Origin of the sequence: Fictibacillus barbaricus (assembly GCF_031457135.1) — a bacterium.
GTDB classification, from domain to species: domain Bacteria; phylum Bacillota; class Bacilli; order Bacillales; family Fictibacillaceae; genus Fictibacillus; species Fictibacillus barbaricus_A.
Genome location: NZ_JAVDWA010000003.1, coordinates 343,652 through 357,718, shown reverse-complemented (window position 1 = coordinate 357,718; position 14,067 = coordinate 343,652). Strand labels below are relative to the sequence as shown.

Genomic DNA, 14,067 nt, shown 5'->3' with positions numbered 1-14,067 from the left:
ATTATTAGATAGTCTTTAACTCAAAAATACTAACATAATAAGGCAGGAAAGAGAAGATAGTTGCTTATGTTTTTCCATTGACTTCCTGCTGTCCAAGTTATATCTTGATAATGTATATTGAAAGCGCTTTCTTTAAGAGTTTAAGCGCAAAAGATAGAGGGGGATGCTGGATGTCGCGTTTTTCTGCATATTTTTTAATGAGTTCATCTGATGTTATAGAATTTGTGAAGGAGAAACTTACTATTTTCAAAAGTGATGCCGAGCTGACATGCAAAGAGATTGGCGATGGAAACCTGAACTACGTGTTCCGTGTCGTGGACGCGAAATACGGAAACTCCGTCATTGTAAAACAAGCGGGACACACCGCCAGAATTTCGGATGAGTTCAAGCTTTCCACAGAGCGCATCCGTATCGAATCAAATGTTCTTCAGCTGCAAGATCAATTGTCGCCGGGCTTGGTTCCGACGGTATATTTGTTCGATGAAGTCATGGGCTGCTGTGTAATGGAGGATCTCTCCGATCATACAATCATGCGCACAGCTCTTCTCAATAATGAAAAATTCCCGGCATTTGCGGATCACATCACAACATTTATGGTGCAAAATCTGCTTCTCACTTCTGACGTTGTTATGGAGCATAAAGAAAAAAAACGACTAGTACAAAATTACATAAACACGGAGCTTTGTGAGATTACCGAAGACCTCGTGTACACAGAGCCTTTCTATGATCAAAATAATAGAAACGAGCTAACTTCAGGCAATGAAGAGTGGATTCGGTCTACCATTTATAACGATGAAGAATTAAAATTAGAAACGGCAAAGCTCAAATTCAGTTTTATGAACCATGCGCAAGCTTTGCTGCATGGCGATCTTCATACAGGTTCTATTTTTATCACGAAGAACAGTACGAAAGTGATCGATCCTGAGTTTGCATTCTACGGTCCGATGGGATATGACATTGGAAACGTTGTGGCCAACCTATTCTTTGCTTGGGCAAACGGACGAGCTCACGGTAATTCTGAATTTAGGGCTTGGATAGAAAAAACGATTGAACAAGTGATCGATCTCTTTCAGGAAAAATTCCTCGCTCAATGGGACAAGCATGTGACAGAACTGACTGCCAAACAACAAGCATTTAAAGAGTGGTACTTACAAGAAGTTTTATCTGATACAGCCGCGGTAACAGGTCTTGAACTCATTAGAAGAATCGTAGGGTTAGCAAAAGTGAAAGATATTACGTCTATTACAGACTCAGATCTGCGAATCGAAGCCGAACGAATTTGTTTAACAGCAGCGATTTCGTTTATAAAAAAACGTTCAGCTTTTAAAAATGGGAAAGATTTTATTGCAACGATAAAGGAAGCGGAAAAAATGGTGAAAGGCTCAAAGGTGATGTAAATGACAGATCAATTAATACCGATTCAGTGGAAAGATGGCGAGCTCGTATTGCTCGACCAAACGACTCTTCCAAATGAAATACGATATGATTCTTACCAAACCATCGAAAGAGTGTGGGACGCAATTGTAACGATGAAAGTGCGCGGAGCTCCGGCAATCGGCGTTTCAGCCGCATACGGACTTTATTTAGGGGTAAAAGATGCGCCAGAAAACTACTACGATAAATTTTTCGAAATCCTCAAAGAAAAATCCGATTATTTAGCCACTTCAAGACCAACAGCGGTCAACCTTTTCTGGGCGCTGGAACGCATGGAAAAGAAGGCAAAATCACTTGCACATTTAGAAGTTTCCGAAATCAAAACCGAACTTCTTCAAGAAGCAATCGCCATCCATCAAGAAGACGAAGAGATCAATCGATTGATTGGTGAAAATTTATTAACCCTTTTATCAGATGGAATGGGCATCTTAACACATTGCAATGCGGGAGCGCTAGCCACTACGAAGTACGGTACAGCCACTTCTCCTATGTATCTTGCAAAAGAAAAAGGATGGGACATTAAGGTTTATGCCGATGAAACACGTCCGAGACTACAAGGTTCTACACTGACTGCACTGGAACTCCACCGAGCGGGGATCGATGTTACCGTTATAACAGATAACATGGCGGCGATGGTCATGTCACAAGGGAAAATCCAGGCAGTAATAGTAGGGTGTGACCGAGTGGCTGCGAATGGTGATGTTGCGAATAAAATCGGTACAATGGGTGTGGCAATTTTAGCGAAAAACTTTAATATTCCGTTTTATGTTGCCGCTCCAACACCAACGATCGACCTCCGGACACCGACAGGCAAGGAGATTCCGATTGAAGAGCGTGGTGAGGAAGAAGTGACGAACCGCTTTGGCGTTCCAACAGCACCAAAAGGCGTCAAAGTGTATAACCCAGCGTTTGATGTGACACCGAATGAATTCATTACAGCAATCGTGACAGAACAGGGAATCGTGCAGGCACCATATGAAGAAAATCTGCAAAAGCTATTAAAAGGAGCACCAGATGCTATTACAAAATGAGCGTGAACAAGTTGTCTATTACTGTCAGCAAATGGTTAAACGCGGTCTCACAAAAGGAACGGGCGGAAACATTAGTATTTTTAATCGTGAGAGTAGGTTAATTGCGATCAGCCCCAGCGGCATCGATTATGATGTGATGACAGCTGAAGATGTGGTTGTTGTGAATTTAGATGGTGAAGTGGTGGATGGGAATTGTAAACCTTCGAGCGAACTTTCGATGCATGCCATTTATTATAAAAGAAGAGATGATATCAATGCGGTCGTTCATACACATTCACCGTTTGCCACAACGATTTCTGCTATGCGCTGGGATCTTCCAGCCGTTTCTTATCTTGTGGCACACGCCGGAAGAGATGTTCGATGTGCGGAATATGCGAGTTTTGGAACGCCTGAACTTGCGGAAAATGCATTTAAAGCGATGGAAAACCGAAAAGCGGTGTTGTTGGCCAACCATGGTTTCCTTTCTGGCGCACAGGACATAGCGAACGCATTTAACATCGCAGAAGAAATCGAGTTCTGCTGTGAAATTTATTACCGAACGAAATGTGTCGGCGAACCTATCATTTTAGATGATGAAGAAATGGAACTCATGACTGAAAAATTTAAAGAATACGGGCAGAAAACCACATCTTAAAGGTGTGGTTTTTTTAACAGATGTTTAACTTTAGCAGGAGAATTAAAGCAGGTAATTTGATATAATCACATTAAAGGAGGTGAATGAGTTGGAAATGAGCGATAAGATGATGGACGTTTTGATCAAGGTTCAACAGAGTGTGCTAGAACTTAGAGACGATGTGAACGTAATAAAAACTGATGTAGCCGATTTAAAAAAACGAGTAATAAAAATTGAAGAGAGAGTATGCAACATCGAAGAGAGAGCAACAAACATCGAAGAGAACATGGTTAGGAAAAATGACCTTAAGTATTATGAATTCAAAATTGCCGAGCATGACCGTGAAATCTTCCAATTGAAGCAAAATTAACTCCACAAGAAAACTTCAGGTTTATCCCACAAAAACCGGGTTAGAATTTCATAAAATCAGTAGAGAACCCGGACTATGAGATCCGGGTTTTAACTTTTTATCTTTTAAACATTTGTTTAAATTCCGTCTATTAACCATATATTTTGATTTTTGTTGACAGAAGTTTGTAAAACGCTTTTATGGGAAAAGTGATAGAGTGTATGTAATCAGTTAAGTTAGATATTGGAGGTGCTATTAAACATGCGTTTAAAAGATAGAAAAGTGATTAGTCTCGTTCATCATGACTTTGAAGATTTGGAGCTGTGGTATCCGATTCTTCGATTGCGTGAAGAGGGGGCAATCGTCGAACTTGCTGGCGAAAAGGCTGGGGAAACATACATTGGAAAATACGGTGTTCCAGCTGAGGCTGACTTTGCATTTGGCGATGTGAACCCGTCAGATTATGATGCAATCTTGGTTCCAGGAGGCTGGGCGCCGGACAAGCTGCGCCGTTTTCCGGAAGTGTTAGAGTTAGTGCAGCATATGGAGAATAACAAGAAACCAATCGGCCAAATCTGTCACGCCGGCTGGGTGCTGATCTCGGCAAAAGTGCTGCAAGGGAAAAAAGTAACGAGTACACCGGGGATTAAAGATGACATGGAGAATGCAGGATCAGAGTGGATCGATGAACCCGTTGTCGTCGACGGCCATCTCGTTTCGAGCCGCCGCCCTCCAGATTTGCCTGATTATATGAGAGAATTTATTAAAGTTTTAGCAAACAAGTAATATTAAGCGAAATAAAGACGCAACAATAATCAATAACGGGTTCTTTTTTGAGGGGAAAACATCAGATAACACCCTAAATCTATAGTAAGAAGCAAAATAAATCGCAGCGAAGTTCGTTGCGGTTTTTCATTAATTTTACACTAATTTTATAACTTTAACTGCCGTCCCGATTCGCCCCATTTTAGCACCATGACAATAACAATTATTCGTCTCCTTAATTGAATGTATAATAATGTTAATCCAACTACGGGCAGGACTGGTGAACAGGGTATTAGCAATTTATTTAACAAGTCTAATTGCAAAGGTGATGGGTGAACACATTAAAAGAGTATTTAAATGATTTATGGGCAAATGTTATTGATGATATGAAAATTGATGTTGTTAGCCATAGCATTCTGTTTAAAACCAAAGCTATTGATGGTGAAAAAATTACTAAATACATAGTTGGATTTGAGGAAGTATCATCGTTCTATTTTCTTGAAGACAGTGGTGAGAATCGTTATAACTTAATCGGAAGAGATCAAGACAATTATTTAGAATTAACATCAATTGAATTTCACCCTAAAGGGATAGGGATAATTTCAATTGATTCAAAGTCTGAAAATTGGGTAAAGCAATATGTTTCAAATTCTAATTTTTCTATTGAAATATGGAACTCAATGTTATTTATTGAAGCTAAACGAATAGTAATAAATGAAAAAACTTTTGATGTAGGATACCCACAATTGAATTAGAAGGAAACGACCAGACATTGATCTGGTCTTTGTTTTTGTTATTTACAAATCCGATCAAAGTGCAATTTCATTTACTAAAAAGAGACTTGAGTACCCAATCCCAAACCCATACATAAACTATATATTAATTTGTTTTACATCCGAATCGCCTTTCAATAAGGAGAGAAAATCATGCCTGATAAGGATTCATTTATAAAAAGCGAAGGTACATGTTTTCCTGGTAAAACGTACGTTGAAAACTTGCTTCGTCCCGTTTTTAATGATCAGCGTGACTTTTTATTTAAACAAATGTTTAACATTCATCGTGCTCATGTGGTCATGCTTACAGAGCAATCGATCCTCAATAAAAAAGAAGCAGGACAAATTTTAGAAGCCGTGGAGAAGGTCGCCCAAATCGACTACCGTACACTACAATACGATCCTCAATTTGAGGATTTGTTTTTCATGATGGAACATAAAATCAGTACCGAAATTGGTCCAGAACTTGCTGGGAACATTCATATCGCTAGAAGCCGAAACGACATGGGCGTAGCCATGTACAGACTAGTCCTGCGAGATCACATTCTCACCCTCATTCAAAGCTCTCTTCAGTTAGCAGACGCCTTACTCAAACAAATTCAAGAACACGCTGAAACCATCATAACAGCATACACCCATACGCAGCCGGCACAGCCAATCACTCTTGGCCATTATTTAACTGCCATTTTTGATGTGCTTATGCGTGACGTAAAAAGATTGTGGAATGCTTATGATATTGTGAATCGATCCCCTTTAGGTGCAGCGGCTTTGTCCACTACGGGATTTCCGATTAACAGAAAACGAGTTTGTGAGCTTCTCGGTTTCCATGAGCTCGTGGAAAATTCGTATGATAGCATTGCAGGTGCTGATTATCTCTTGGAATCAGCGACATCTGTATTAACGATGATGATCAATTTCGGCAGGTGGATTCAAGACTTTCTGCAGCTTGCGACTCGTGAATTTGACTTGATTCGAGTAGCCGATCCTTATGTCCAAATCAGCAGCATCATGCCGCAAAAAAGAAATCCTGTATCCATCGAGCATTCGCGGTCACTAGCTAGCAGTTCAGCCGGAGAGGCTCTTTCTGCCATTCAGATGATTCACAACACGCCATTTGGAGACATCGTCGATACGGAAGATGATTTGCAGCCGCATTTATATCGCAGTTTTGAAAAAGCAAACCGAGTGGTTAACCTGATGCATGCCGTCATTCGAACAATGGAAGTCGATAAAGAAACAGCTTTAACCCGGGCAAACACCGGATGCATCACGATAACCGAGCTTGCGGATGTACTTACAAGAGAAAAACAAGTTCCTTTCCGGCTGGCACATCAAATCGCCAGTACAATAGCAAAAGAATGCACTCTCAACAGCATCGAGGTGAACCAACTTCCGCTTAAACGTGTAAACGAACGAATCCGCAAGCATGTTAACGTTACACTCACACAACAAGAATGGGATGTGGCGGTTTGTCCAATAGAGTTTGTGAAACGTAGAAACGTTCAGGGTGGACCAAATCCAGATGAAGTAAGAAGAATGGCGAAAGAAAGAGGCAAAGAATGGATAAATTCTAAAGAACAGCTTGAAAAGGAAACGGAACGACTAAACGGAGCGGAGAATCAATTAAATGAAATTATTCATAGGTTAATAACTCATAACAAATAAAAAAACCAGGCCATCACAGCCTGGTTTCACCACTTATTAGATTGCTTTCGGTTTTAGTTCCACATCAATATTTCCGCGAGTGGCTTTTGAATAAGGACAAACCTTATGAGCTTCCTTAGCCAATTCCTCTGCTTCTTCCTGTGTAACGCCATTGATCTCAATATTTAAGACAGCCGCAATTTTAAATCCTCCATCTGCTTCGTCTTTCATGAAACTAATTTCAGCAGTAGTCGTGGAGTCGATGTCTTTTTTCATTTTCTTAGCCACCAAATTCAACGCACCATCATAGCAAGAGGAATAGGTAGCTGCAAACAGTTCTTCCGGATTCGTTCCTTTTTTATCCGTCTTTTCAGTTGGCATAACGAGATCGACATCAATTAGCCCGTCACCAGATGTCACGTGCCCATTACGACCGCCTTTTGCTTTTGCTGTACCCGTAAATAATGCTTTACCCATTACAACATCACTCCTTCAAAAATATTGTTTCATTTGTTTTAAATGTCCCTTTTTAATATTCCTTCCTTGAATATATTTAAACATGACGACATTCGATAGACTTCTACATTTTTCAACATTTTCTTGTATTAGGAAATTTAACCCTTTATGATAGTAGTAGATTATATAAGGGGTGGGACGGTTGAAACGTTTTTTAACAGTGTTCATCATACTAATATGTCTTCTTAGTGTGATAGGCGGACATTTTTACTATAACTACAAACTTGAGAAGACTGCTCATGCTGCAAAGTTAATGATGAAAAAAGAACCTGAAGTGCAGCCGGAAACGAAAAGTGCGACCATTCAAAGACAGACAAGCGACCATTTTACAAATGCCCCAAAAGGTATCGCTGAACTGTATCAAAAGAAGATTGCTGCTGGAGAAACGCTAACTATTTCACTAGTGGGATCAGACTTAACTTCCTCAAAACCAGGAACATGGGCAAAACTTTTTACTGATAAAATGATTGCCTCATACGGAAAAGACATCACGATCTCAACAACAAGCTTCGGGGAGCAAACAAGTTTACAATTCCCAAAAGAACAGAGTTATAAAGATTTAATAAAAAAGAAATCCGATATTGTACTCATTGAACCTGTGTTGCTGAATGATAATAATAAGGTCATTCCAATGAAAGATACTTTATATGTACTCGATCAAATGATTACAGACATTAAAAATACAAATCCTGATACGACTATTATGCTGCAGCCACCGAATCCAATCTTTCAGCCACATGTATATGCGGATCAAGTTAGTGATTTAAAAGCGTTTGCTGCTAAAAACGAGATTCCTTACTTAGATCATTGGGAAGCTTGGCCAAATGTAAATTCAGAAGATATTAAGCAATACATAACAAAGTTAAAACCCAATGAAAAAGGCAACAAGCGTTGGGCAGATTTTATGTTTAATCTATTTCAATAAAATGTGAAAAACCCTGCTGATTACGGCAGGCTTTTTTTTATAGGAATGTGATAAGATAATATTATTATGAATGTAAACAGGTGATTAACTTTGAAAAAATTCTTCATTTATTGGCTACCTGTCATACTATGGGCAGGGATGATCTTTTACGCGAGTTCACAGCCTTATGAAAAACAAGATTTAAGACCGACGATTTCTCAATTTCTAGACATGGATTTCATAAGCTCGCTCTTTTCCACGACCGTCTTTAACTATGCGGGGGATGAAGTGAGTATTGAAAAGTTAGGACCTGCGCAGTTTATTGAGTTCTTTATCCGAAAAGGAGCCCATTTTTCTGTTTATTTCGGTTTAGGCTTTTTATTATTCCGAGCTATAAAACTAAATTTAAACAAAGGTTTAACTTTTATAACTTCGCTTGTTTTAGCGATACTATATGCAGCTTCAGATGAATTTCATCAAAGTTTTACGATTCACCGCACACCACATGTAGAGGACGTTATGCTTGATTCAATAGGTGCTCTAGTCGGCATAACCATTGCCCTGTTAATTTATAGAAATTTTCGCCGAAATCAAACTTATTCCAATCGCGGAATGCTACAATAAAAAAGGCTCTTTTCTAAAAGATTGTTGCTTCTGAGGTATTTTTGTAATTTGACTCCAATGCCAGATTGATTGGAGTGTAAGGTGTGAGACTCCTGCGGGACAGGCGGACAGGTGAGACACTTATACGCGAAGCGTACGAATGTGGCTCACCGTCTGCCCCGCGGAAAGCGAGCATCCTGTAACGGAAATCAACTACTTTCAAAAGCACCAATGAATACGAAAAGAGCCATAAAAAAAACCCAAATGAAGGTGATACTATGCAAATGCCGATTACGGTCCATTCCAATGTTGTTACAGGTGGAAAAGAAAAACGCATTGAAGGAAACAAATTTCAAATTACACTTTCCGGCTATCAGCTTTTTATTTTAGATCATCCATTTACATTGCAAAAAAACGAAAACAGCTCTCCAACCGGGAAAGCTGTTGTAAAAGAGTTAACGTGGAAAGAAAACACCACACAACTCATATATGAATTGATTGATCTTCATAGCGTTAACTAATGGGAACGATGGAAAAGAAATACGAAAAAAAGAAAGAAGACGGAGCTTTAAAAGAGTTTTTTTTGGATCTAAGAAACCATACCATATTTGAAATTATTTTTGAAATCGTATGGGCGATCCTATCATTTATTCCCCGATTACTATTACGTTTAGTTAAGGTCATCTTTGATTAGAGCACTGGACCGTTTCAGTGCTTTTAATCGTTCATTTCAGACTTTCTTTTATAAAATAGTCGTATACTAATAGCAACTAATAAGCCAGTAAAATAAACGATGTCTTTTGTAACATCATTAAATGAAATAAACCAGGACAGTATTGAAAAAATAAATAGTCCCCCTAAAAGACCTAAAAATGCAGTGGATCTGCTCAAACTATCTCCCCCCATTAATGAATGGTTATCGCTTGTGACCCCATCTGCTCCCACGCTTTTTGGAAGGCTTCTCGAGGTAATTTACGATTGGGTTCTTTCACTAAAGGATCATTGATATAAATATTTTCCTCATCAAATCCTGTAATTACAACCGAATGCTCTTTCCATGTAATCTGAACTTTTCCAGAAGGTGTGTTCCACGTTCGAAACTCACTTTTTGGCAGTTTATTAAATGTAGCATTCGTTATAATCCAAACTGGTTTGCCTTCTTCCACATTACGAAGTACATCTTCAAATGACTTTCCGCTAATATCTTTAATTCTACCTGGTAAGTATTTCTTCGCTAAAGCCGCTACTGGTTTATGGTAGACGCCATATCCCATGTTATCAAACGTATAAATGTCCCCAACAAATCCGTCATTCGGGTTTCCGTAATAATAGATTCCATTTTTGTGTTCATACGGCATGTCCAGCTTCTTTATCTTTTTGGCTAACTCCATTTTATCAACATCGACTTTTGCGTATTGCAGAAGCATGGCTAAAGAAGTAACTTCACAGCCGCGATCCAGTTCCGGCATCTGCATAATCAATGGGACATTTTTAATTAATGTTTTGCCCTTATCCCTAGTCACATTCTCTTTGTACTGATTTGAATTTGATTTTGTATGTAGTGTAACAATCTTGTTTTCTTCTTGAGCATCCGTTTTTCTGTCTTGGTAATAACCGTAGAAGGCTCCAAACATAAATGCGATGACTAAAATGAGCAGTAGTTTTTTCAAGATAAGCTCCTTCGATATTTACTGTTTATCTCTATATTACCAAAACTAGTGTAATTTTAAGTAGATTATGGAATTTCTCACACTTTTGTCCTAAATATTATTATTCTCCACTTTTTTATTGTCTTTTTTATATAGATGAAGGAGGATATTGTCGATATAAAACGAAAGAGAAAGTAATTAGAAAAAGGAGGAAGAAATGGAAAACACAATTGTAAAAAAGTTAGTCATGACTTCTGCGTTTGCTGGTGCTTTTTTAGCTGTTCCTCTAGTAGGTGAAGCCTCTCTGGGAGATACGACACTCAAACAGGGAATTACCCATAGTGATGTACAAGAACTGCAAGCATTATTAAAAGAAAAAGGGTATTTCAAGGATCCACAAACAACTACGTATTTTGGTCCCGTTACAAAGCAAGCTGTAATGGATTTTCAGAAAGCGAACGGTCTAGTAGTTGACGGTATTGTTGGAAAACAAACGTATGGAAAGCTGCTAGAAAAATCATATCAAGAAGAAAAACCAGCACCGACTGTGACTGTACCAAAGCCTCCAGTTAAAGTTACAGAAGCAACTACTAAAGTATTAAAGTTAGAATCTACCGGGCAAGATGTGGTGAATCTTCAAACAGATTTAAAATACCTTGGCTTTTTTACATTTTATAAAATTACAGATTATTATGGACCAATTACGACCGAAGCGGTTCGTAAGTTCCAAATCAGTCAAAAGCTGAAAGCGACAGGGATTGCTGATGCAACGACATTAGATCTTATCCAAAAGGCAGTTGCAGCAAAGAAAAATCCTGCACCACCGAAACCAGTTCCAGCACCTGCATCACCAACTCAAACTGTACCTCCACAGTCCTCAACACCAGACTTGAAGTTTGGAATGAGAGGTGCTGAAGTTGTTAAGCTGCAAACACGGCTTAAGAATCTTGGCTTTTTTACATATCCGATGATTACTGACTATTTTGGCACTGTAACAGAGGAAAGTGTTGAGAAGTTTCAAAAGACGTACGGACTTCCTATAACAGGAATTGTGAACAATACGTTTCTAACAAAACTCACTGAAGTTGAAAAACAAAAAGGACAAACAGCGAAAACGTCGGATCAGATCACGATCAATGTTATTGCGAACGCTGCTGAATTAATGGGTACACCATATCAGTGGGGTGGTACTACAACAAAAGGTTTTGACTGCAGCGGCTTCGTTCAGTATGTTTTTGCAAAAGAAGGTGTACAGCTGCCTCGAACCGTTGCGCAAATGTGGAATGCAACGACTTCCGTAAAAGAACCTGCAGTAGGAGATCTCGTTTTCTTTGAGACGTATACATCAGGTCCTTCACATCTTGGAATCTATATTGGCAACAACCAGTTTGTTCATAGTGGATCAAGCACGGGTGTCACCGTTAGCAATTTAAGTCTTAAATATTGGCAAAATATTTATCTCGGTTCAAAACACATAAACTATTAAAACGAAAAACACCATTGGGCATCTGCTCACATGGTGTTTAATCGTTTTATCATGAGTATATCAGTCATATATTACCAAGGTATTTGTTATACTATTTAAGGATAGCTTGTTTTTTAAACAAGTGTTTAAATTTACGAGAGTTTGAAAGGAGAAATGGTTTGAAGAATTTTTATAAAATGATCGTGCTGGCTGTGCTATGTTTCGGATTATTAACGGCATGTTCTGAGCCTCCGAAACCAGAGAATACATTAAATAAATATTTAACTTTATGGCAGAAACAAGACTTTAACAAAATGTATGAAATGCTAGATTCCGAATCTCAAAAGCAAATATCAAAAGACGAATTTGTAAAACGTTATAAAGGCATATATGGGGGAATCGAAGCTACGAATCTAGCTATCAAAATGAAAGCTCAAAAGAATAAGAAAAAGGATGATAGCGAGAATGTAAGCCTTCCTTACACCGTTAAGATGGATACGCTCGCCGGTCCAATCTCCTATACGCATAAAATGGGTATGAAACTTGTGGAAGAGAAGGACTCTAAAGAATGGAAAATCGAGTGGAACCCGTCACACATCTTCCCGGAAATGAAAGAAGGAGATAAGGTCTCGGCTTCGACCATATCACCAACCCGAGGAGCGATTTTAGACCGAGAAGGAAATCCTCTCGCATTCAATGGAGAAGCATACGAAGTGTTAATAGTTCCGCAAGAGCTGCCGGTAAATAAAAACAAAACCATCGTTCCGTTAGCTAAAATTTTAGGCATGTCCCCAGAAGAAATTGAGGCAAAACTGAATCAGTCTTGGGTAAAGCCGGAATACAGTGTCCCGATAAAAAAAATGGCGACAGATGATCCGAAAATCCATGAGGCAGTGGCACTTGAAGGCGTAAAGTCTCAGAAAAAGGAAACACGTTTATATACTTTAAAAGAGGCAGCAGCACATCTTACAGGCTATATCGGTCCTGTGAATGCAGAAGAGCTTAAGAATCTTAAAGGTAAGGGATACTCTTCACAAGACTGGATCGGAAAAGCAGGTCTTGAACAAGTTTACGAAGATCAATTACGCGGTACAAGCGGCGGAACGATCAAGATTTTAAACAGTAAAAAAGAAGAAAAATCCGTACTTGCTCAAACCGATGTCGTGAATGGAAAAGACGTGAAGACGACAATTAGCAGTCAAGTGCAGCTTTCCATCTACAATCAGTTAAAAGGTAATGTAGGGACGTCATCTGCTATCCATCCGAAAACAGGGGAAGTACTCGCATTAGTGAACAGTCCTTCTTATGATCCGAACCAGTATGTATTTGGTTTATCTAATGACCTGCGCAATAAGTGGGCTAACGATCCAAATAATCCTAAGATGAACCGATTTAAATACACATATGCACCAGGTTCAACTCTTAAACCGGTAACAACAGCAATCGGTCTGGAAAACAAAACGTTGGATCCGAATAAGGAATTTCAGATAAAGGGTAAGACATGGCAAAAGGATAAATCATGGGGGAAATACCATGTGACGAGAGTTAGCGATGTACCTAGTGTGAATCTTGAAAAAGCGTTGATTTATTCAGATAATATTTATTTTGCACAAGCGGCATTAAACCTTGGACAAGATAAATTTGTAGCCGGACTTAAGGAATTTGGATTTGGTGAGAAGCTTCCAATCTCATTTCCATTCGGTAACTCTACCATCGGTGAAGAAGGTATGAGCGAGGTTCAGCTTGCAGACAGTGGATATGGCCAAGGGAAGATCCAGATGAGTGCACTGCACGTCGGGTTAGCGTACACACCTTTTATCAACAATGGAAATTTATTAGCTCCTAAATTAGATCAAGAAAAAAAAGGGTCCACGGTCTGGAAAGAAAACGTGATTTCACCAGAAACGGCAAAACTCATCAATGATGATTTAGTTAAAGTGGTAACCAATCCAAAAGGAACGGCACACGCAGCAGCTATGCCTAAGCTACCGCTTGCAGGTAAGACGGGAACAGCAGAATTAAAAGCAACGAAGGGTGAAAAAGGAAAAGAACTAGGCTGGTTTGTAGCGTATAACACGCAAAACCCTTCATTATTAGTTACGATGATGGTCGAAGGTGTGGAAAACAGAGGCGGCAGCCACTACCTTGTTCCTAAAGTGAAAAAAGTATTTGAAGAAAATATAAAATAAATTTCCTAAAACCTCCTTTAATGGGAGGTTTTATTTTATACTATTAGTATTGTGCGAAATATAATTTTTAATAGATTTATTTTCTTTAATTATTAAAATTACAGTAATGATTACTAGAACAAGTAAGGGAGA

16 protein-coding genes are annotated in these 14,067 nt (G+C 38.9%); 13 read left to right on the top strand and 3 right to left on the bottom strand.

Annotation, left to right across the window (positions count from 1 at the left end):
* The first annotated feature begins 170 nt into the window (after window positions 1-170).
* The 7 genes from mtnK to argH all read left to right on the top strand — a co-directional run bounded on the left by mtnK (window position 171) and on the right by argH (window position 6,630).
* Window positions 171-1,397, top strand: a complete 1,227-nt coding sequence (gene mtnK / locus J2X07_RS10840) for an S-methyl-5-thioribose kinase (RefSeq protein WP_310258724.1) — start codon at window positions 171-173, stop codon at window positions 1,395-1,397.
* On the top strand, window positions 1,398-2,465 hold the full coding sequence (mtnA, locus tag J2X07_RS10835; RefSeq protein ID WP_310258723.1) for an S-methyl-5-thioribose-1-phosphate isomerase: 1,068 nt from the start codon (window positions 1,398-1,400) through the stop codon (window positions 2,463-2,465).
* Complete coding sequence (locus J2X07_RS10830) at window positions 2,449-3,099, top strand: L-fuculose-phosphate aldolase (protein WP_310258722.1); 651 nt, start codon at window positions 2,449-2,451, stop codon at window positions 3,097-3,099. Before mtnA ends, J2X07_RS10830 begins: the two co-directional genes overlap by 17 nt.
* Window positions 3,100-3,187: 88 nt before the next feature.
* The gene (locus J2X07_RS10825; protein ID WP_310258721.1) at window positions 3,188-3,448 is read left to right on the top strand and encodes a hypothetical protein; all 261 of its coding nucleotides are present in this window, start codon (window positions 3,188-3,190) and stop codon (window positions 3,446-3,448) included.
* 240 nt (window positions 3,449-3,688) lie between these two features.
* Window positions 3,689-4,213: a type 1 glutamine amidotransferase domain-containing protein gene (locus J2X07_RS10820; RefSeq protein ID WP_310258720.1), complete on the top strand. Its 525-nt coding sequence runs from the start codon at window positions 3,689-3,691 to the stop codon at window positions 4,211-4,213.
* Between the two features lie 311 nt (window positions 4,214-4,524).
* Window positions 4,525-4,947 carry a YxiG family protein gene (locus J2X07_RS10815; protein WP_310258719.1) on the top strand — a complete coding sequence of 141 codons (423 nt, stop codon included), beginning with the start codon at window positions 4,525-4,527 and terminating at the stop codon, window positions 4,945-4,947.
* Window positions 4,948-5,115: 168 nt separating this feature from the next.
* Window positions 5,116-6,630, top strand: a complete 1,515-nt coding sequence (argH, locus tag J2X07_RS10810; RefSeq protein WP_310259033.1) for an argininosuccinate lyase — start codon at window positions 5,116-5,118, stop codon at window positions 6,628-6,630.
* Between the two features lie 36 nt (window positions 6,631-6,666).
* On the opposite strand, the gene J2X07_RS10805 is transcribed toward argH, so the two are convergent.
* The gene (locus J2X07_RS10805; RefSeq protein WP_310258718.1) at window positions 6,667-7,086 is read right to left on the bottom strand and encodes an organic hydroperoxide resistance protein; all 420 of its coding nucleotides are present in this window, start codon (window positions 7,084-7,086) and stop codon (window positions 6,667-6,669) included.
* A gap of 181 nt (window positions 7,087-7,267) precedes the next feature.
* On the opposite strand from J2X07_RS10805, the gene J2X07_RS10800 reads away from it, so the two are divergent.
* The 4 genes from J2X07_RS10800 to J2X07_RS10785 all read left to right on the top strand — a co-directional run bounded on the left by J2X07_RS10800 (window position 7,268) and on the right by J2X07_RS10785 (window position 9,326).
* Window positions 7,268-8,050, top strand: a complete 783-nt coding sequence (locus J2X07_RS10800) for an SGNH/GDSL hydrolase family protein (protein WP_310258717.1) — start codon at window positions 7,268-7,270, stop codon at window positions 8,048-8,050.
* A 90-nt stretch (window positions 8,051-8,140) separates the two neighbouring features.
* Window positions 8,141-8,653: a VanZ family protein gene (locus J2X07_RS10795; RefSeq protein ID WP_310258716.1), complete on the top strand. Its 513-nt coding sequence runs from the start codon at window positions 8,141-8,143 to the stop codon at window positions 8,651-8,653.
* Window positions 8,654-8,910: 257 nt separating this feature from the next.
* A complete protein-coding gene (locus tag J2X07_RS10790) occupies window positions 8,911-9,153 on the top strand; it encodes a DUF2584 family protein (RefSeq protein WP_310258715.1) in 243 nt (80 codons plus the stop codon).
* The gene (locus tag J2X07_RS10785; RefSeq protein WP_310258714.1) at window positions 9,153-9,326 is read left to right on the top strand and encodes a hypothetical protein; all 174 of its coding nucleotides are present in this window, start codon (window positions 9,153-9,155) and stop codon (window positions 9,324-9,326) included. Before J2X07_RS10790 ends, J2X07_RS10785 begins: the two co-directional genes overlap by 1 nt.
* Before the next feature lie 23 nt (window positions 9,327-9,349).
* Here J2X07_RS10785 and J2X07_RS10780 read toward each other — a convergent pair whose 3' ends face one another.
* Together J2X07_RS10780 and J2X07_RS10775 are read right to left on the bottom strand one after the other, a co-directional pair.
* Window positions 9,350-9,523: a hypothetical protein gene (locus tag J2X07_RS10780; protein WP_310258713.1), complete on the bottom strand. Its 174-nt coding sequence runs from the start codon at window positions 9,521-9,523 to the stop codon at window positions 9,350-9,352.
* Between the two features lie 14 nt (window positions 9,524-9,537).
* Window positions 9,538-10,302: a C39 family peptidase gene (locus tag J2X07_RS10775; protein WP_310258712.1), complete on the bottom strand. Its 765-nt coding sequence runs from the start codon at window positions 10,300-10,302 to the stop codon at window positions 9,538-9,540.
* Between the two features lie 196 nt (window positions 10,303-10,498).
* Between J2X07_RS10775 and J2X07_RS10770 the strand changes: the two genes are divergently transcribed.
* Together J2X07_RS10770 and J2X07_RS10765 are read left to right on the top strand one after the other, a co-directional pair.
* Window positions 10,499-11,767, top strand: a complete 1,269-nt coding sequence (locus J2X07_RS10770; RefSeq protein WP_310258711.1) for a peptidoglycan-binding protein — start codon at window positions 10,499-10,501, stop codon at window positions 11,765-11,767.
* A gap of 158 nt (window positions 11,768-11,925) precedes the next feature.
* Window positions 11,926-13,935: a penicillin-binding transpeptidase domain-containing protein gene (locus J2X07_RS10765; RefSeq protein ID WP_310258710.1), complete on the top strand. Its 2,010-nt coding sequence runs from the start codon at window positions 11,926-11,928 to the stop codon at window positions 13,933-13,935.
* Window positions 13,936-14,067 lie beyond the last annotated feature (132 nt).

Excerpts from the sequence above, each read along its gene's own strand:
- mtnK (WP_310258724.1), top strand. The coding sequence starts at position 171 with ATGTCGCGTTTTTCTGCATATTTTTTAATGAGTTCATCTGATGTTATA.
- mtnA (WP_310258723.1), top strand. The coding sequence starts at position 1,398 with ATGACAGATCAATTAATACCGATTCAGTGGAAAGATGGCGAGCTCGTA.
- J2X07_RS10830 (WP_310258722.1), top strand. The coding sequence starts at position 2,449 with ATGCTATTACAAAATGAGCGTGAACAAGTTGTCTATTACTGTCAGCAA.
- J2X07_RS10820 (WP_310258720.1), top strand. The coding sequence starts at position 3,689 with ATGCGTTTAAAAGATAGAAAAGTGATTAGTCTCGTTCATCATGACTTT.
- J2X07_RS10805 (WP_310258718.1), bottom strand. The coding sequence starts at position 7,086 with ATGGGTAAAGCATTATTTACGGGTACAGCAAAAGCAAAAGGCGGTCGT.
- J2X07_RS10790 (WP_310258715.1), top strand. The coding sequence starts at position 8,911 with ATGCAAATGCCGATTACGGTCCATTCCAATGTTGTTACAGGTGGAAAA.
- J2X07_RS10785 (WP_310258714.1), top strand. The coding sequence starts at position 9,153 with ATGGGAACGATGGAAAAGAAATACGAAAAAAAGAAAGAAGACGGAGCT.
- J2X07_RS10770 (WP_310258711.1), top strand. The coding sequence starts at position 10,499 with ATGGAAAACACAATTGTAAAAAAGTTAGTCATGACTTCTGCGTTTGCT.